This is a genomic window from Aeromonas sp. R5-1 (genome assembly GCF_040908265.1).
Classification (GTDB): Bacteria; Pseudomonadota; Gammaproteobacteria; order Enterobacterales; family Aeromonadaceae; genus Aeromonas; species Aeromonas caviae.
Genome location: NZ_JBFODJ010000010.1, coordinates 44,998 through 62,448 on the forward strand (window position 1 = coordinate 44,998; position 17,451 = coordinate 62,448).

Below are 17,451 nucleotides of genomic sequence, written 5' to 3' on the forward strand. Positions count from 1 at the left end.
CGCGGGGCCTGCCATCCCCCGGCGAGGGGACAATCATGAAATGAAACGGGCCCATAGGGCCCGTTTTGTTGAACAGAATTCAATAATTACTTCGTGTGGCGCTCATGCAGGCGCTGCACCACATCCTTCAAACCCAAGCCTTCGTTTTGCAGCAAGACGGTCAGGTGGTAGAGCAGGTCAGCGGATTCGTTGATGAGCTCTTCTCTGTCTTTCGCCATGGCGGCCAGGGCCACTTCCACCCCCTCTTCACCCACCTTCTGGGCGATGCGCTTGGTGCCTTTGCCATAGAGGCTGGCGGTGTAGCTGGTGGCGGGATCTGCCCCTTTGCGTGATGCCAGGATCTGTTCGAGCTCGGCCAGGAAGCCGAGCGGCGGCACGGGGTGGCCGTCGAAGCAGGAGGGGTTGCCCAGATGGCAGGTGGGGCCGACCGGGTCGGCGGCAATGAGCAGGGAGTCCTGATCACAGTCGGTGGTGATGGCGACGAGCTTGAGCACATGGCCCGAGCTCTCGCCCTTGGTCCACAGGCGCTGCTTGCTGCGGCTGAAGAAGGTGACCTGGCCGGTGGTCTGGGTCTTTTCCAGCGCCTCGCGGGTCATGAAGCCCTGCATCAGCACTTCGCCGCTGAGGGAATGCTGGACGATGGCGGGGATCATGCCCTCACACTTGGCCCAGTCCAGGCGCTCGGCCAGCGGCAATGCATTGTCTACTGCTTGATTATTCACGGATGGCGACTCCTTCGTTTTTCAGCCAGCGTTTCAATTCGGGAATGGGAATGAGGCCCTTGTGGAACACGGAGGCGGCCAGCGCCCCGTCCACGTCGGCCAGGGTAAAGGCATCGCGAAAGTGCGCCATGGCCCCGGCGCCGCCGGAGGCGATGAGGGGCACCTTGCACACGGCGCGCACCAGCTTGAGCTGCTCAAGGTCGTATCCCTGACGCATGCCGTCCTGGTTCATCACGTTGAGCACTATCTCCCCCGCGCCCCGGCGCTGCACTTCCTGTACCCACTCCAGGGTGGTCCAGGTGGTGGTGCGGGTGCGGCTCTCGTCGCCGGTAAACTGTTTGACCTGATATTGACCGAGGGCGGCATCGAAGTAGGAGTCGATACCCACCACCACGCACTGCACGCCGAAGCGCTCGGCGAGCCGGGTGATCAGGGTGGGATCGGCCAGGGCGGGGGAGTTGATGGAGACCTTGTCGGCACCGAATTCCAGGATCTGGCGGGCATCCTCCACGCTTTTGATGCCGCCGGCGACGCAGAAGGGGATGTCGATGACTTCCGCCACCCGGCTTACCCAGCTCTTGTCTACTACCCGTTCGTCGCTCGAGGCGGTGATGTCATAGAAGACCAGCTCATCGGCGCCCTCGGCGGCGTAGCGGCGGGCGAGGTCGACAATGCCGCCCATCACCTCGTGGTTGCGAAACTGCACGCCCTTGACCACCACGCCATCTTTGACGTCGAGGCAGGGGATAATACGCTTTGACAACATGCTCATTGCTCCATGTAAAGCACGGTTAAAGAAACGTCGTTCTGCCGCCGGCGTTGGCCCGGGCGGCGGACGGGAACAGGGTTGGCATGCCTTGAACGGGGGCCCCTGACGGGGGAAACGACAGGCCCGGCAGGCCGTCTCGTCGCCTCTGGGCACCCCACTATATGCATGACTTTATTCAGTGATTCAACCCTTTGTCGCCCTTCACCTGTCCCGGATGGCAGGCTGGCGCCTCGGGGAGGGGAGCCCGATCGTCCGGGTGGGTCTCGTCCGTTGCCATATGCTGGCGCAGGGTGAGCAGGGCGGCATCAAAATCAAACGCCTTCAGCTGCCTGGTCAGGGTGTCGCTGCGAGACCCCAGCATGAGGCGAAGGGGACCGGCATACTGCTCGTAGAGGGGGATCACGGCGGTGTCGCTTTGCACCAGCAGGGCTTCCATCTGGCCCAGCAGTTGCTGGCGCCACTGATCCCCCAGAGGCACCAGATCGGTGGTCGGGGCGGCGAGATCGTCCCCGAGCAGAGCGCAAAGGGCGGCGATCTCTTCATCGATGGATGACATGAGTCCGGTGGGCTCAGTGTTGCCGTCCGCGATGGCCTGCTCCAGGGCCAGGCAGTGGCGCGACAGCTCATGTGCCCCCAGGGTGCTCGCCACGCCGCGCAGGCTGTGGACCATGCGGGTTGCATCGCTGTGCTCCCCGGCCTGCAAGTGGCGGTGCAGCCGGGTCATGTCCTGGCCATGCTCATGGATGAAGTAGCGAAGCAGGGCCAGGTATTTCTCCTGATTGCCGTTGAGGGCCGCCAGCCCCTGGTCGAGATCCAGACCCGGGTGTGCCTGCAGGCGGGCAAGGGGGCCTGTCACGGGATGGCGAGTGCTGTCATCCGGGGCAAGCTCGGGGACCTTGCCCTGGGGCAGCCAGCGCTGCAGGGCTTCAAACAGCTTGGCGGGGGTGACGGGCTTGGCAATGAAATCGTTCATGCCGGCCGATGCGCTCGCCTTTCTGTCCTCCTCGAAGGCGCTGGCGGTGAGCGCCAGGATGGGCAGCCTGTCCATGCCGGGCAGGGCCCGGATGGCGCGGGTGGCGCTGTAGCCATCCATCACCGGCATCTGTATGTCCATCAGGATGAGGTCGAAGGGATGCTGGTTGACGAGGGCCAGGGCCTCCTGGCCGTTGACGGCCGTCTCGATGACGAGGCCGCTGTGGCACAGGAGCTCGAGCACCACTTCCCGGTTGATGGCGTTGTCTTCCACCAGCAGGATCCGGGCGTGGCGAGGGAAGCTGAAGGCCTGTTGGTTCCCCTGCTCGGACGGGATCCGGGAAGGGGCGTCCTCCTTTGCCTTGAACAGCCTGGCGGTAAACCAGAAGCAGCTTCCCTCGCCTGGCTCGCTGGTGACTCCGACCTCACCCCCCATCAGGGCGGCGATCCGGCTGGTGATTGCAAGGCCAAGGCCAGTGCCGCCATATCTGCGAGTGGTGGAGACATCCGCCTGTTCGAACGCTTGGAACAGCTTCTCGCGCTGTGCAGGGGTGATGCCGATGCCGGTGTCTTCCACCTCGAAGCGCAGCAGGTAGCCGGTGGTGAGGGGGCGGGCCAGCCTGACGCGCAGGGTGACGGTTCCCTGCTCGGTGAACTTGATGGCGTTGGTCGCATAGTTGAGCAGGGCCTGGCGCAGGCGGGTGATGTCGCCGTGCACCCAGGCGGGGGTATCGCCGATGTCCGTCACTATGGTGAGCCCCTTGGCCCTGGCCTGGTCGTTCATCAGGGCGCGGACGTTGTCCAGCATGGCGGTGAGGGAGAAATCGGTCAGCTCCAGCGTCATCTTGCCCGCATCGATCTTGGAGAGATCCAGGATGTCGTTGAGGATGCTGAGCAGGTGCTGGGCGGCAGTGTCTATCTTGGTCAGCCGTTCGAGGTCGGTGGGATCCCGGGTGTCGCGCTTGAGCAGATAGGTGAGCCCCAGGATGGCATTCATGGGGGTGCGGATCTCGTGGCTCATGTTGGCAAGAAAGGCGCTCTTGGCGTGGTTGGCACTTTCGGCCCGCTGGTGGGCCTGGGCCAGCTGCCGAGTGCGCTCGTTGACCATCTCCTCCAGGTGGTAACGATACTGGTCCAGCTCCTCGCCGAGCTGCTTCTTCTCGGTGATATCGGCCTGGACCGTGACGTAGTGGGTGATTTCACCGCTCTCCTGGCGGATCGGCGACACCGTGGCCAGCACCTGGTAGTGGGAGCCATCCTTGCGCTGGTTGATGAATTCGCCATGCCAGCGCTGGCCGTGGTTGATGGCATCCCACAGGGCGACATAGCTGGCATCCGGGGTGAGGCCCGAGCGCAGCAGGGACGGGGTCCGGCCTATCACTTCGTGCTGCTGGTAACCGCTGGCGGCGAGGAAGGCGGGGTTGACGTACTCGATGCGCGCCCGGGTGTCGGTGATGAAGACGCCGTCAGGGCTCTGTTCGAGGGCCAGGGACAACTGGCGCAACTGCTGCTCGGCCAGCTTGCTCTGGGTGATGTCCAGATGGATGCCAAGGAGGCGCACGGGTCGCTGCTGGGCGTCCCGATAGACGCTCCCTTTGCTCACCAGCCAGCGGATGACGCCATCTGGCAGCAGGATCCTGAACTCCAGCTCGACGGGGGCGCCGCTGACCGCCCGCTCCGCCAGCAACTGCTCGATGCGGGGCCTGTCATCCGGATGCAGGCAGGCCTGCCAGGCGGCCAGCTCGCCGAGCACCTCGGCACTGCGGCCATAGAGGCGGGCGCATTCCGGCGAGAAGAAGAGACGGTTGCTGACCATGTCCCATTCCCAGATGCCGACATGGGCCCCTTCCTGGGCCATCAGCAGGCGCTGCTCGCTCTCGCGCAGGGCGCTGCTGACGGTTTCGGCGCGCACCCGTGCACTGATGGCGTCGTCCATCAGGTTCAGGGCTGCGAGGCGAGCACGACGCTGGGTATCGAGCGCCATCTGCTGATTGTGTTGCAGGCGCTGCTCCGCGAGCTTGCGCTCTGTGATGTCCTGCACGGTGCCGTAGAGCTCGAGTATGGTGCCATCCCTGTCCCTGAGCGCCGCCCCGCGGGCAATGACCCAGGCGGTCTCCCCCTGCTCCGTGATCACTTCGGCATCGCACTCGTAGGGCTGCCCGTCCATCCTGCAGCGCTCGACGGCCTGGGCCACCGTGTGCCACCCCTCCTGAGTGAAGTATTTTCTGACCTCGGGATAGACGGCGGGGGGGAGGGCCGGATCCCGGCCATAGATGCGATAGATCTCCGGTGACCAGAAGTGGCTGTCATCGGCCACGCGCCAGCGCCAGTTCCCTATCTTGGCGAGACGCTGGGACTCGCGCAGTATGGCTTCGTTGCGGCGCAGCGCCTCCTCGGTCTCCTTGTTCTGCCGGTTGTCCTCGATGATGGAGATGAAGTAGTCGGGATTGCCTTCGGCGTCGCGCACCAGGGCCACCGTCAGAGTGGTCCAGATGATCTCGCCCCCCTTGTGCAGGTAGCGCTTCTCCAGGGTGTAGTGGGGGATTGTCCCCGCCAGCACCCGGGCGACGTGGACCTCATCGAGGTAGAGATCGTCCGGGTGGGTCAACTGCTGGAATGTCATCCCGGTGAGCTCGTCGGCCCGGTAGCCCAGGATGTGGCACAGTCGCTGATTGACACGCAGCCAGTGTCCATCGGGGGAGACCAGGGCGATGCCGACCGCAGCCTGTTCGAAGGTGACCTGGAAGCGGTTCTCGCTCTGCTGCAACTGGTTCTGGGTGTTCATCAGCTCCTGCCAGCGCAGGACCTCTCTGGCCCGGGCGCGATGAAAGGCGGCACTGAGCACGCTGATGAGCAGACCGTTGGCGATGAGCAGGCACCATTGCACCAGATCCTGGCCAGCCTCGACACTCAGTGAATAAATGGGGGGGAGCATGAAATAGCTGGTGACCAGGGCGGTGATCAGGGTGCAGAGCAGACCTGGCAACAAGCCCCCCAACAGGGCGCAAATGATGATGGGCAACATGAAGAGAACCAGCAGCGGTCGCTCGCCAAAGGCGATGGGCAGCTGGACCCGGATTTGCAACATCAGAACGGGCAGCAGCACGGCCAGTAGGGAGATCCCCCAGCGCTGGGTGGAGGGGCGCACATGCCACAGGGGTGACCAGCTCATCATGGGAGATCCTCCGGTGGCATGGGGGCCTGGGGATAGGGGGGCGGCACTCCGAGCTGACGGGAGAGCCCGTTGATCTGGTGCTTGAGGGCCAGCATGGCGAGCTCCCTGTCCACCATCACCTTGTTGAACCGCTCCAGCTCATGGTTCTGCTGGCGCAGCTCGCTGGCCTGGCGGGTCAGGGCCTGTTCAACCTGCTCCCGTTCGGTGACGTCGAGCAGAATGCCGATGATGGCGGGCTGGCCGAGGTAGTCGACGCGCCGCCCGTACAGCTCGACCTCCAGGGATTCCCCGTGCTGATGCAGGGCACTGAAGCGGGTGTGGATATCGCGCGCGTCCTGCTCGCACGCGTGCACCAGCTCGGCGACCCTGGTGCTGTCCCTGGGAGCGGCAAGGGCGTGTAACTGGCCAACGGCGATCAGCGCCCCCGGGGTGTCATAGCCAAACAGTCGGGCAAAACAGGGGTTGATGTAGCAGAGCCGACCCTGCTGGATGATGTAGATCCCGGCAAGGGATTGCTCCACCAGTGCACGGAACAGTCCCTCGCGCTCTCGCAAGTCGGCCTCGGCCCGTTTGAAGTCCGTGATGTCCCGAGAGATGCCGAAGATCCCGATCACCTGCCCCTCGCTGTCTTGCAAGGGGCCTTTGGTTGCGAGAAACACATGCTCGCCATCGGGCAGGGTCAGGTACTCCTCCTCGGTCTGCACCCGGTTGCGCTCTATGACCTGGCGCCCGGATGCCATCAGCATCTGCGCCTGCTGCGGCGGGAAGAGCGTCAGATCATCCTGGCCCAGCACCTCGTCAACCGGCTTGCCGACAAACTGGCTGGCGGCCCGGTTGAAGAGGATGTATCTGCCCTCCTTGTTCTTGGCGAAGATGGCGTCTTCCGAGCTGTCGGCGATGGTGGAGAGCAGTTGCAACGCCTCCAGCCGCTGGGACTGGGAATGCTGAAGCTGCTCGGCCATCTGCAGCCGGGTGTGCTGGCGCAGCAGGATGATGCCGGCGTTGGTGACAAAGAGCACCAGCAGGCCGATGAGACCGATCCAGACGCTCTCCTTGAAGGTGGCCTGGTAGAGTTCCGCCTTGTCGATCTTGGCCAGCAGGTACCAGTCCGTGTTCATGACCGGATAGACAACCCCGAAGACCTCGCTGCCCCGGTAATCCTGGCCATAGAGTACCTGGGGCACGCCGCGTTCGGCGAGCCGCAAATACTGGGCAGCCAGCAGGGTGGGGTGGGTGACGGGATAGTGCAGAGTGAGAGCCGGTTCCGGGCGATAGCGCAGGCTACTCAGATAGTGGACCTGATCCCCCTGCTGGCGAAACAGAATGGCTTCTCCGCTGCTGTCTGGGACGGGCCAGGCCCCCAGGATCTGATCGAGCCAGCGATTTGCGCTTATCTGCATCACCAGCACGGGGGCAGGTCCTGCAGCAACCTCCAGATTGACCAGAAAGTCCAGCCTGGCGTGACCGCGATCATCGAGATAGGGACCAAGACGCATGACGTTGCCCTGCTCGAGCCGTGGCAGGGCGTCACGCAACGTGGCATTCATGGTGTCGCCACCCGGGGTATGCCACAGGGGCTGTCCGGCAGGATTGAACACGGCCGCACCGTGAAATCCGCGTACCGAGATGAATTCGAGTAGCCTTGCCAGTGGTGGCGTGATCGCTTCGGGTGAGGATGGTGCTTGTCCGGGACGATAGAAATCAGTACTGCTCAGACCCTTTATGAGCTGGTGAATATCCTGCTCGTGGGTTCCGAGCCACTCGGTGACGCGCTGGCTCTTGAGATCCGCGATGGCTTCGAGACGAGCCACCTCCTTGTTGCGTGCCAGTTCGATGTTGCGGGCGATGGCCATGGCGGTCAGGGCCAAAATGAGCCCGTTGAGCAACAGGAAGGGGATCCATTGACGCCTCGTAAAGACAGGTGTGCTGCCGGTGGTGTCAATGCGACGACGCAGCATGGCATAAAGCATGAGGGCCGTGATGAGGATGAAGAGCCAGCCCTTGATGGTGCTTGCCATGGCGAACTGGGCAGGGGTGCTGAACAGCCACTCCACCGCCTTGTCGGAGAGCAGGATCCACAGGCTTGCCACGGCGGCATAGGTGAGCACGACGTTGAGCACATGTGCCCGGGTCAGGGGTGCCTCAGCCATCCACGGCCTCGCTGCCATCCTGGTAGCGTTCGGCAATGGTGACGAACGCGTCGAAATGGCGATCGAAGGCGGTCACGACATCGGGATCGAAATGGTGGCCACTGCCGGAGAGGATGAGGGCGCGAGCCTCGTCGTAGCTCATGGCCGGCTTGTAGACCCTGGCGCAGATGAGGGCGTCAAACACGTCTGCCAGCGCCATCAGGCGGGCCGAGAGGGGTATGGCGTCCCCTTGCAAGCCATCCGGGTAGCCGCTGCCATCCCACTTCTCGTGGTGCCAGTGGGCGATCTCCTTGGCCAGGGTGAGGAAGGCCAGGGGCTGCTCCATGTCCTGTTCGGCCTCCTCGATGGCATCGCTGCCGAGCTTGGCGTGGGTGCGCATGATCTGCCACTCCTCCGGGGTCAGCTTGCCCGGCTTGAGCAGGATGTGGTCGGGAATGCCCACCTTGCCGATATCATGAAGCGGTGCGGAGCGGCTCAGCAGGTCGATGTAACCCGGGGTCAGGGTATCGGCGAAACGGGGGTGATCAGCCAGGGCGCTCGCCAGCAGACGCACGTAGCCCTGGGTGCGCAGGATATGGTTGCCGGTTTCGGGGTCGCGGATCTCCGCCAGATGGGCGAGTGCGCGGATGGAGACCTGCTGGATCAGGTCGTTTTCCGCCATTCGCCGCGCGACCTCGGCTTCCAGCGCCGCATTCTGGTTTTGCAGGCCGTCACGGGCCTGCTTGGCCTCCAGCTGGGTGCGCACCCGGGCCTGAACGACCACCGGCTTGATGGGCTTGGTGATGTAATCGGCAGCGCCGAGGGAGAGGCCGAACTCCTCGCTCTGGGGGTCGGCGAGGGCGGTGAGCAGAACGACGGGAATACGGCTGCTGATCGGGGACTGACGCAATTGCCTGAGCACTTCATAACCATCCATGCCGGGCATCATCACATCCAGCAGGATGAGGTCAGGCTTTGGATCCGCGCTGACGATGCGCAGGCATTTTTCCCCGCTCTGCGCAGCCAGCACGCGGTAATGAGGCGAAAGCAATTCGGTCAGTACCATCAGATTTTCGGGTGAGTCGTCGACGATCAGGATGGTGGCGTTGTGAGGTGTCAACATATGTCTTCCATGACGCTATCCCTGTGAGGTCGAGTATAGAGCCAATTGCTGCCAAATCATAAGGTTCGCCCCCATCGGGGAGAAAGAGGCCTGCCCGGATGGGCAGGCTGTCTGATGCCGGAAAGGGGCGCGTCACGCAGCGCGGCCGTCACCCCAGCAGCGAATGGCTTCTGCCACGTCAAACTTGCCCTCCAGCAGGGCACGGCCGAGGATGATCCCCTTGACGCCGGTTCCCTTGAGCGCCTCGATATCCGCCAGACCGCCGATACCGCCGGAGGCCTGGAAGCCGACGCTCGGGTAGCGGGCACAGAGATCCCGGTAGAGTTCGACGTTGGTGCCCGCCAGGGTACCGTCACGGCTGATGTCGGTGCAGAGCACGTGTCTGAGTCCGGCGGGGAGGAAGCGCTCGATCAGCGCCTCGATGGAGATGCCGCTGTTCTCCTGCCAGCCAGCTACTGCGATGTGGCGGTTGCCCTGTTCATCGATGTTGACATCCAGCGCCAGCACGATGCGCTCGGGGCCATATTTCTCCATCCAGCTGGCCACCAGATCCGGGGATTTGACGGCGGTGGAGCCGATCACCACCCGGCTGGCGCCGGCCGCCAGCAAGTCGGCCACGTCCTGTTCGTTGCGCACGCCGCCGCCGACCTGCACCGGTGCCTCGGTGGCGGACAGCAGCTGGGCGATGAGGGCCAACTGGCGTGCCTTGGCATCCTTGGCGCCGTCCAGATCCACCAGGTGCAGCTGCGCCGCCCCCTGGCTGACATAGTCATCGAAGCGGGCCTGCGGGTTGTCGCTGTAGGCGGTTTTCTGGCCGTAGTCGCCCTGGTAGAGGCGCACGACCTGACCGTTGATAAGGTCGATTGCGGGAATAATCATGCCTGTCATAGCTCCAGAAAGTTTTGCAGTAGGCGGGCACCGGCCTGGCCGGATCGCTCCGGGTGGAATTGGGCGCCAAAGAAGTTGTCCCGCCCGACGATGGCGGTAAAGGGCAGGCCGTAGTCGCAGGTCGCCAGGGTCGCGTCGGTCACCTCCAGCGCATAGGAGTGGACAAAGTAGAAGTAGCTGCCGCTGGGGATGCCTTTGAGTAGCGGGTGGGTCTCGTCGTGTTCAATCTGGTTCCAGCCCATGTGGGGCAGGCGCAGGTTGCCCACCTCCATCAGGCGGATCCTGCCAGGCACGATGCCGAGGCAGTCGATGAGCGCTCCTTCGCTGCCATCGGCGCTCATGTTCTCTTCCGAGGCCTGTGCCAGCATCTGCATGCCGAGGCAAAAACCGAGCAGCGGCTGCTTGGCGGCGCGAATGAGGGGCACCAGTTCCCGCTCATTGAGGTTCTTCATGGCGGCGATGGCGGTGCCGACGCCGGGCAGGATCAGCTTGTCCGCCTGCTCGATGTCGGCGGCCTTGCAGCTCACCCTGGGCTGCACGCCGAGGCGCTCGAACGCCATGCGCACCGAGGCGAGGTTCGCGCAGCCGGTGTCGATGATGACCAGGTTCTGTTTCCCCATCACAGCACCCCCTTGCTGGAGGGAAGCTCGCTCCCTTCCACGCGAATGGCCTGGCGCAGAGCGCGGCCAAAGCCTTTGAACAGCGCCTCCACCTGATGGTGGGTGTTGCCGCTGCCCACCTTCATCTGCAAGGTGATGGCCATGGCGTCAGAGAGGGAGCGGAAGAAGTGGGGCACCATCTCGGTGGCCATCTCTCCCACGCTGTCTCGACCAAAGCCGCTCGGGCAGTCGAACACGAAGTAGGGACGGCCGCTCAGATCCAGCGCCGTGGCCACGTCCAGCTCGGTCAGCGAGGTGTTGTCAGCCTCCTGGCGGGGACGCCCGTCGATCACCGCTTGCACCTCGTCCATCGCCAGCACGAAGCCGAAGCGGCCGATGCCGCGCTTGTTGCCAAGGGCCTGGCGCAGGGCTTGACCCAGCGCCAATCCCACATCTTCCACCGTGTGGTGATCGTCGATATGCAGATCGCCGCTCACTTTGAGCTTGAGGCGAAAGCCCGCGTGGGTCGCTATCTGATCCAGCATGTGATCGAAGAATCCGATGCCGGTGGCGATCTGGTTGCCACCGCTCTTGTCGAGATCCACCGCCACCTGGATGCGGGTCTCCTTGGTGTAGCGCTCCACCTCGGCCACGCGCCCCTTGGAGAGCAGCTGATCACGAATGGCAGTCCAGCCGTGATCTTGCGGGTGGTAGCGTATGCCGCGGATGCCCATGTTCTCGGCAAGCTGGATGTCGGTCTGTCTGTCGCCAATCACGAAGGAGTTGGCAAAGTCGATGCGGCCCGAGGCGAGATACTCCTTCACCAGCCCAAGGTGAGGCTTGCGGCAGCTGCAACCGTCGGTGGGGAAGTGGGGACAGATCAGCACTTGCTCCCAGGTGACGCCCTGGGATTCGAAGAGGTGCATCATCAGGTCGTGGGGCGGCTGGAAGTTTTCAAGGGGCAGGCTGGCGGTGCCGAGCCCATCCTGGTTGGTCACCATCACCAGCACGTAGCCGGCGGCCTGGAGCTCACGCAGCACAGGTATCACCATGGGCTCGAAGCGCAGCTTCGCAAGGCTGTCCACCTGCTTGTCGGTGACCGGCTCCTCGATCAGGGTGCCGTCACGGTCGATAAACAAAAACGGGGTTTTCATCGCTACATCCTTGCTTGTCTTACAGAGAGGGTGGGGGCAGGTCACGCAGCACGGCCAGCACGGCGTCCATTTCGCCCTGATAGCCGATGGTGATGCGGATGCTGTTGTCAAGGCCAGGCTTGCTGGAGAAATCACGCAAGATGATGCCGGCGGCCTTCATGGCGGCGAACACGGCGGCGCCATCCACGAAGCGCACCAGCACGAAGTTGCCCTTGTCCTCGAACACTTCCTTGACGCAGGACAGACGAAGCAGCTCCGCCTTGATGAGCGCCTTTTGCTTGTTGAGCTCCTGCACCCGCTCCTGCATCAGTTCCAGCCCCATGGGAGAGAGCGCCTGAGCGGCAATCTGGGCGATGGGGTCGGGAATGGGGTAGGGCGCGATCACCTTGGCCAGCATGGCAATCACCTCGGGATCCCCCAGGGTAAAGCCGCAGCGGATCCCTGCCAGGGCGAAGGCCTTGGAGAGGGTGCGGGTCACCACCAGGTTCGGGTATTGGGCGAGCAGGTCCACCACGGAGGCCTCCGGGCAGAACTCGATGTAGGCCTCGTCCACGACGATGATGGCGCGGTCCCGGGCCTTCTCCAGCAGGGCGACGAGTCCCTTGCGGCCCACCAGATCCCCGGTGGGATTGTTGGGGGAGCAGAGGAACACCAGCTTCACGTCAGAGAGGCGATCGGCGATGGCGGGCCAGTCCGGCTGACGGCTGGCGGTCAATGGCTGCTCGACAATCCCCACGCCACAGGTCTCGGCGCTGATGGCGTACATGCCGTAGGTGGGGGGGCAGATGAGGATCTGATCTTCCCCAGCCTCGCAGAAGGTGCGGATCAAGAGCTCGATGGCCTCGTCGGCGCCGCGGCTCACCAGCACCTGATCCGGATTGACCCCGGCGTAGGCGGCATAGCCATTCACCACCTCGGCCGGCTGGCACTCGGGATAGCGGTTGAGACGGCTCCCCTCGACGGTGAAGGGGTAGGCCAGGGGGGCCTCGTTGGCATTGAGCCAGACGTGGCCCTGGCCGCCGATGCGGCGCGCGGACTGGTAGGGAGTGAGAGCCCGCACGACGCGACGGGCCAGATTGACGATGCTCATGACAAATCCTTCTGCTGTGCTGTTTGTTGGGGCTCGGCGGCCAGGGCGTTCAACCTGAGGGTGACGGCATGCTTGTGGGCATCGAGCCCCTCGGCCTGGGCGATGCGCTGGACGATGGGGCCAAGGCCGCGAATGCCGTCTGCAGTGAGCTCTTGAACCGTGTAGCGGCGCTGATAGTCGGCAAGTCCCAGGCTCGAGCAGGTGCGGGCATAGCCGTAGGTGGGCAGGGTGTGGTTGGTGCCGCTGGCGTAATCACCGACCGACTCCGGTGTCCATGCCCCGAGGAAGATGGAGCCCGCGTTCTCGAGCTTGTCCAGCAGATCCCGGGGGGCCCGGGTCTGCACGATGAGGTGTTCCGGGGCATAGGCGTTGGAGATGGCGCAGGCCTCCTCCAGGTTGTCGCAGAGGATCACCAGGCTTGCCTTCAGGGCTTGCTCGGCGATGTCGCGGCGGCTGAGGTCGGCGAGCTGCACCTGGAGCTCGCTGCCGATGGCATCGGCCAGGGAAGCGGAGGTGGTGACTAGCACCACCTGGCTGTCGGGGCCGTGCTCGGCCTGGGAGAGCAGATCCGATGCCACGAAGGCCGGGTTGGCGCTCTCGTCTGCGATCACCAGCACCTCGGAGGGGCCGGCTGGCATGTCGATGGCGGCGCCCCGCCAGTCACGGGAAACCTGGCCCTTGGCTTCGGTCACATAGGCGTTGCCCGGGCCGAAGATCTTGTCCACCTTGGGGATGGTCTGCGTGCCATAGGCCATGGCCGCGATGGCCTGGGCGCCGCCGATGGCGAACACCTGGCGAACGCCACAGGCGCGGGCGGCAAACAGGATCTCGTCGCTCGCCGGAGACGGGGTGCAGAGCACCACCTCACGGCAACCGGCCAGGCTTGCCGGAATGGCCAGCATCATCACGGTGGAGGGGAGCGGCGCGCTGCCTCCCGGGACATAGAGACCGACCCGGCTGATGGGTTGGGTGCGCAGCTCGCACAGCACCCCGGGCTGGGTCTCGACGCGCACGACGGGCTGCACCTGGGCGGCGTGGAAGGTACGGATATTGGCGATGGCGGCCTCGATGGCGCCCTTGATGTCATCACCGAGTCGAGTGCAGGCGGCATCCACCTCCGCGTCGCTCACCCGAAGCTGTTCGCGGGGCGCGCGTTCGAAACGCTGGCTCAGCTCGCGCAGGGCCTCATCGCCCCGGCTGCGTACCGCGGCAATGATGTCTCGCACCACGGTACCGATGTCGGCTTCGTCGCCAAGGGCGGGCCGGGTCAGGACCTCGGCTTGCCGGGCGGGGGAGAGGGTCTTCCAGATCAGGGTCTGCATGATGTGTCTTCCTTATTCCATCTCTCTCGGCTTATTCCATCATCTTTTCAATGGGCAGCACCAGGATGGAGCTGGCACCCAGGGCCTTGAGCTGTTCCATGGTCTCCCAGAACAGGGTTTCGCTGGAGACGACGTGCAGGGCCACCTGGTTGGTGTCACCGGCGAGCTGCATGATGGTGGGACGCTCCGCCCCCGGCAGCAGATCGGTGATGGCATCGAGCTTGTCTTTGGGGGCGTGCAGCATGATGTATTTGCTTTCGCGCGCCTGTTGCATCCCCTGGATGCGGGGCAGCAGCTTGTCAATGAGCTTCTGCTTGGCATCGTTCAGGGGGTTGGGGGCCTGCACCAGCACGGCCTTGGAGCGGTAGATCACCTCGACCTCTTTCAGGCCGTTGGCTTCCAGGGTTGCGCCGGTGGAGACCAGATCGCAGATGGCATCGGCCAGACCCGCGCGGGGGGCCACTTCCACCGAGCCGCCCAGCATCACGCTCTTGAAGCCCAGGCCCTTCTCGTCGAAGAAGCGCTTGAGCAGACCGGGGTAGGAGGTGGCGATGCGCTTGCCGGCCAGGCTCTCGGGTCCTGTGTAGTTGACATCGTCCGGCACCGCCAGAGAGAGGCGGCAGCCGCCGAAGTCGAGCTGTTTGAGGGTCTTCACCGCAAAGGGCTGCCCCTGGGCTGCGCGGATGAGCTGCACCTCTTCGAGAACGTTCTCGCCGATGATGCCAAGATCGACCACCCCTTCCATCACCAGACCCGGGATGTCGTCATCACGCACTCGCAGAATGTCGATGGGCATGTTCTCGACATGGGCGATGAGGCGCTGTTCCCGCAGGTTGATCTTGAGGCCGCAGCTCTTGAAGAGGGCCTGGGAATCCTGGCTCAGACGACCGGATTTTTGCATGGCGATGCGCAGACGTTGTGTTTCCATTGCTCGATTTCCTTCTAGTCAAAAACGAAAAAACCCTCGGAAGTATGTGCTTCCGAGGGTTTATGAATCTTGCGGTCCTTTTGGAAGTCACCAGTTAAGTGTCTTCCAGCAGTCAACCTCCTGAAAGACTATTCGGGATGATGATGGTGATGATGAGTCTTCAGGGTGGTGAACTTCATGATGTAATCAATCCTTTACAAATCAGATGCCGTTGTTGACGCCCGGTTTAAACTACCTGCCTTGACAGAAAATGCAACCGAAAAATGTGATCCGGACGATTAAAGTTGAGAAAACGGTTTTCCGGTCGATAACTAGACAATGAGATGCCAAAGGAGGCGACATCATGCCCAGCCAGGACCTGCTATTTCCCATCCTGCCCCGAGCACCCTCGACACCGAGCCCGGATGACATCAAGCGGGAGGTGACCCAGATCAGCCAGAAACATCAGCTGCGCAAGATAGGCACCGACAATGGCGGCGGTGGCCAGCATCACCAGCAGAGAGAGCAGCCGCCAAAGCCTGATCAACCAGCGGTGCAGGATGATGATCACAAACCGGATCCGGACCACCGGATTGATCTCTTCGTCTGAACGCATTATCAGTCCCGCTTTTTCCGCGCTTTTGGCATAATGCCCGCTTTTGCAGCGGGACATGCCTTTGACCATCATCCAGACCCTGTTCAAGCCAGACGGCCCCCTGGCCCGCCACATCGAGGGCTTCAAGGCCCGCGCGCCGCAACTGGAGATGGCCGAGGCGGTGGCGCGCGCCATCCGGCACGGCGATCGCCTGCTGGTGGAGGCGGGCACGGGCACCGGCAAGACCTACGCCTACCTGGTGCCGGCGCTGGAGTCCGGCAAGCGGATCGTCATCAGCACGGGCTCCAAGAACCTGCAGGAGCAGCTCTTCTACCGGGATCTCCCCACCATCACGGGGGCGCTCGACTACACGCGGCCTGTGGCCCTGCTCAAGGGGCGCAGCAACTACCTGTGCATCGAGCGAATGAACCGCCTGCTCGCCGAATCCCACCTGCAAAAGCCCGACGTGCTCAATGATCTGGTCAAGGTGAAGTCCTGGTCCACCACCACGGACAATGGCGATGTGGGGGACATTCCGGGGCTGCAGGAGAATGCCGAGATCCTCCCCCATGTCACCAGCACCAACGAGAACTGCCTGGGCCGCGACTGTCCCTACTATGACGACTGCCACCTGGTGGTGGCCCGCCGCCGCGCCATGGAGGCCCAGGTGGTGGTGATCAACCATCACCTCTTTTTCGCCGACATGGCGGTGAAAGACACCGGCTTTGGCGAGCTGGTGCCCGAGGCGCAGGTCTATGTGTTCGACGAGGCGCACCAACTGCCCGAGATCGCCAGCCACTACTTCGGCAAGTCCGTGGGCAGCCGCACCATCCAGGATCTGGCCCAGGACATCCAGTTGGCTTATCGGGCCGAGGCTCACGACATGGCCCAGCTCGGCAAGGCGGCGGACCGGCTCGCCATCGCCAGCCAGGATCTGCGTCTGGCCTTCGGCGTGGAGGGGGGGCGCGGCAACACCCGAGACCTGCTGCGCCAGCCGCTCTGGGCCCAGGCGCTGGCTCGCCTCAACGACGCGCTCGGGCTCTGCTACGAGGTGCTGAAACTGGCGCTCGGGCGTGGCGAGCAGCTGGATCACTGTTTCGAGCGCATCAGCGAGCTGCGTACTCGCCTTGGGGAGGTGCTGGCGGTCAACCAGACCGGTTTCTCCTACTGGTATGACTGTTCGCGTCTGCACTTTACCCTCAATCTGACGCCGCTGTCGGTCGCCGAGCGCTTCGGTGCCGAGGTGCAGCGCCCCGAGGTGGCCTGGGTCTTCACCTCGGCCACCTTGACGGTGGACAATCGCTTCGCCCACTTCGTCGCCGAGATGGGGCTGGCCGGCAGCGCCGAACTCATTCTCGACAGTCCGTTCGATTACGCCGAGCAGGCGCGCCTGTGCGTACCCCGTTTCTTGCCAGAGCCCAATGCCTTCGGGCGCGGGGAGCAGCTGGCGACCCTGATGATCCCCCTCATCAACAAGACGCCGGGGGGATGTTTTTTCCTCTGCACCAGCCATCAGGTGATGCGCCAGGTGGCTGAGGTGCTGCGCCGGGAAATCGGCCGCACCGTCCTGCTGCAAGGGGAAGACAACAAGCAGCGGCTGCTCAAGACCTTCGTGGAGAACGGTCGGGCCGTGCTGGTAGCCACCAGCAGTTTCTGGGAGGGGATAGACGTGCGGGGGGCGGCATTGTCCTGTGTTATCATCGACAAGCTGCCCTTTGCGAGCCCGGACGATCCCCAGCTCAAGGCACGGGTGGAGGATTGCAAGCTCAAGGGGGGGGATCCCTTTGCCGAGCTGCAGTTGCCCAAGGCGGTGATTGCCCTCAAGCAGGGGGTGGGGCGGCTCATCCGTGATCGCAGTGATCACGGCGTACTGGTTATTTGTGATCCTCGGGTGGTCAACAAGCCCTATGGCGCCACCTTCATCAAGAGCCTGCCTGCCATTCCACGGACCCGGGAGCTGGCGACCCTGGGAGAATTTTTCGGACCACGGGAGTGAGTCCGCCGCG

13 protein-coding genes and 1 other annotated feature are annotated in these 17,451 nt (G+C 63.7%); of the genes, 2 read left to right on the forward strand and 11 right to left on the reverse strand.

The window, feature by feature from the left end; all coding sequences use genetic code 11:
* Nucleotides 1–86: 86 nt before the first annotated feature.
* The 11 genes from hisIE to hisG all read right to left on the reverse strand — a co-directional run bounded on the left by hisIE (nucleotide 87) and on the right by hisG (nucleotide 14,871).
* Nucleotides 87–722 (reverse strand): bifunctional phosphoribosyl-AMP cyclohydrolase/phosphoribosyl-ATP diphosphatase HisIE, encoded by a 636-nt coding sequence (hisIE, locus tag AB5Y64_RS01230; protein ID WP_029314506.1) that lies wholly within the window; start codon nucleotides 720–722, stop codon nucleotides 87–89.
* Nucleotides 715–1,488 carry an imidazole glycerol phosphate synthase subunit HisF gene (hisF, locus tag AB5Y64_RS01235; RefSeq protein ID WP_010674684.1) on the reverse strand — a complete coding sequence of 258 codons (774 nt, stop codon included), beginning with the start codon at nucleotides 1,486–1,488 and terminating at the stop codon, nucleotides 715–717. Before hisF ends, hisIE begins: the two co-directional genes overlap by 8 nt.
* A gap of 178 nt (nucleotides 1,489–1,666) precedes the next feature.
* Entirely contained in the window at nucleotides 1,667–5,638 is a 3,972-nt protein-coding gene (locus AB5Y64_RS01240; protein WP_368203087.1) for a PAS domain S-box protein, read from the reverse strand.
* Nucleotides 5,635–7,788, reverse strand: a complete 2,154-nt coding sequence (locus AB5Y64_RS01245) for a PAS domain S-box protein (protein WP_262512563.1) — start codon at nucleotides 7,786–7,788, stop codon at nucleotides 5,635–5,637. The genes AB5Y64_RS01240 and AB5Y64_RS01245 overlap by 4 nt, the downstream gene beginning before the upstream one ends.
* Nucleotides 7,781–8,890 (reverse strand): two-component system response regulator, encoded by a 1,110-nt coding sequence (locus AB5Y64_RS01250; RefSeq protein ID WP_010674688.1) that lies wholly within the window; start codon nucleotides 8,888–8,890, stop codon nucleotides 7,781–7,783. Before AB5Y64_RS01250 ends, AB5Y64_RS01245 begins: the two co-directional genes overlap by 8 nt.
* 132 nt (nucleotides 8,891–9,022) lie before the next feature.
* A complete protein-coding gene (gene hisA / locus AB5Y64_RS01255) occupies nucleotides 9,023–9,769 on the reverse strand; it encodes a 1-(5-phosphoribosyl)-5-[(5-phosphoribosylamino)methylideneamino]imidazole-4-carboxamide isomerase (protein WP_319893494.1) in 747 nt (248 codons plus the stop codon).
* A gap of 5 nt (nucleotides 9,770–9,774) precedes the next feature.
* Nucleotides 9,775–10,398 carry an imidazole glycerol phosphate synthase subunit HisH gene (gene hisH / locus AB5Y64_RS01260; RefSeq protein ID WP_323897154.1) on the reverse strand — a complete coding sequence of 208 codons (624 nt, stop codon included), beginning with the start codon at nucleotides 10,396–10,398 and terminating at the stop codon, nucleotides 9,775–9,777.
* Nucleotides 10,398–11,531, reverse strand: a complete 1,134-nt coding sequence (gene hisB, locus AB5Y64_RS01265; protein WP_042017604.1) for a bifunctional histidinol-phosphatase/imidazoleglycerol-phosphate dehydratase HisB — start codon at nucleotides 11,529–11,531, stop codon at nucleotides 10,398–10,400. Before hisB ends, hisH begins: the two co-directional genes overlap by 1 nt.
* A gap of 19 nt (nucleotides 11,532–11,550) precedes the next feature.
* Nucleotides 11,551–12,621, reverse strand: a complete 1,071-nt coding sequence (hisC, locus tag AB5Y64_RS01270; RefSeq protein WP_171865386.1) for a histidinol-phosphate transaminase — start codon at nucleotides 12,619–12,621, stop codon at nucleotides 11,551–11,553.
* Nucleotides 12,618–13,943 carry a histidinol dehydrogenase gene (gene hisD, locus AB5Y64_RS01275; protein ID WP_171865385.1) on the reverse strand — a complete coding sequence of 442 codons (1,326 nt, stop codon included), beginning with the start codon at nucleotides 13,941–13,943 and terminating at the stop codon, nucleotides 12,618–12,620. Before hisD ends, hisC begins: the two co-directional genes overlap by 4 nt.
* A 31-nt stretch (nucleotides 13,944–13,974) precedes the next feature.
* Nucleotides 13,975–14,871, reverse strand: a complete 897-nt coding sequence (gene hisG / locus AB5Y64_RS01280) for an ATP phosphoribosyltransferase (protein WP_010674694.1) — start codon at nucleotides 14,869–14,871, stop codon at nucleotides 13,975–13,977.
* Nucleotides 14,872–14,899: 28 nt separating this feature from the next.
* Nucleotides 14,900–15,024 (reverse strand) — a sequence feature (His leader region).
* 190 nt (nucleotides 15,025–15,214) lie between these two features.
* On the opposite strand from hisG, the gene AB5Y64_RS01285 reads away from it, so the two are divergent.
* Together AB5Y64_RS01285 and AB5Y64_RS01290 are read left to right on the forward strand one after the other, a co-directional pair.
* On the forward strand, nucleotides 15,215–15,460 hold the full coding sequence (locus AB5Y64_RS01285) for a hypothetical protein (RefSeq protein ID WP_010674695.1): 246 nt from the start codon (nucleotides 15,215–15,217) through the stop codon (nucleotides 15,458–15,460).
* A 61-nt stretch (nucleotides 15,461–15,521) separates the two neighbouring features.
* A complete protein-coding gene (locus AB5Y64_RS01290; RefSeq protein WP_114522874.1) occupies nucleotides 15,522–17,441 on the forward strand; it encodes an ATP-dependent DNA helicase in 1,920 nt (639 codons plus the stop codon).
* Nucleotides 17,442–17,451 lie beyond the last annotated feature (10 nt).

Excerpts from the sequence above, each read along its gene's own strand:
- hisF (WP_010674684.1), bottom strand. The coding sequence starts at position 1,488 with ATGTTGTCAAAGCGTATTATCCCCTGCCTCGACGTCAAAGATGGCGTG.
- AB5Y64_RS01240 (WP_368203087.1), bottom strand. The coding sequence starts at position 5,638 with ATGATGAGCTGGTCACCCCTGTGGCATGTGCGCCCCTCCACCCAGCGC.
- AB5Y64_RS01245 (WP_262512563.1), bottom strand. The coding sequence starts at position 7,788 with ATGGCTGAGGCACCCCTGACCCGGGCACATGTGCTCAACGTCGTGCTC.
- AB5Y64_RS01250 (WP_010674688.1), bottom strand. The coding sequence starts at position 8,890 with ATGTTGACACCTCACAACGCCACCATCCTGATCGTCGACGACTCACCC.
- hisA (WP_319893494.1), bottom strand. The coding sequence starts at position 9,769 with ATGATTATTCCCGCAATCGACCTTATCAACGGTCAGGTCGTGCGCCTC.
- hisH (WP_323897154.1), bottom strand. The coding sequence starts at position 10,398 with ATGGGGAAACAGAACCTGGTCATCATCGACACCGGCTGCGCGAACCTC.
- hisB (WP_042017604.1), bottom strand. The coding sequence starts at position 11,531 with ATGAAAACCCCGTTTTTGTTTATCGACCGTGACGGCACCCTGATCGAG.
- hisC (WP_171865386.1), bottom strand. The coding sequence starts at position 12,621 with ATGAGCATCGTCAATCTGGCCCGTCGCGTCGTGCGGGCTCTCACTCCC.
- hisD (WP_171865385.1), bottom strand. The coding sequence starts at position 13,943 with ATGCAGACCCTGATCTGGAAGACCCTCTCCCCCGCCCGGCAAGCCGAG.
- hisG (WP_010674694.1), bottom strand. The coding sequence starts at position 14,871 with ATGGAAACACAACGTCTGCGCATCGCCATGCAAAAATCCGGTCGTCTG.
- AB5Y64_RS01285 (WP_010674695.1), top strand. The coding sequence starts at position 15,215 with ATGCCCAGCCAGGACCTGCTATTTCCCATCCTGCCCCGAGCACCCTCG.
- AB5Y64_RS01290 (WP_114522874.1), top strand. The coding sequence starts at position 15,522 with ATGCCTTTGACCATCATCCAGACCCTGTTCAAGCCAGACGGCCCCCTG.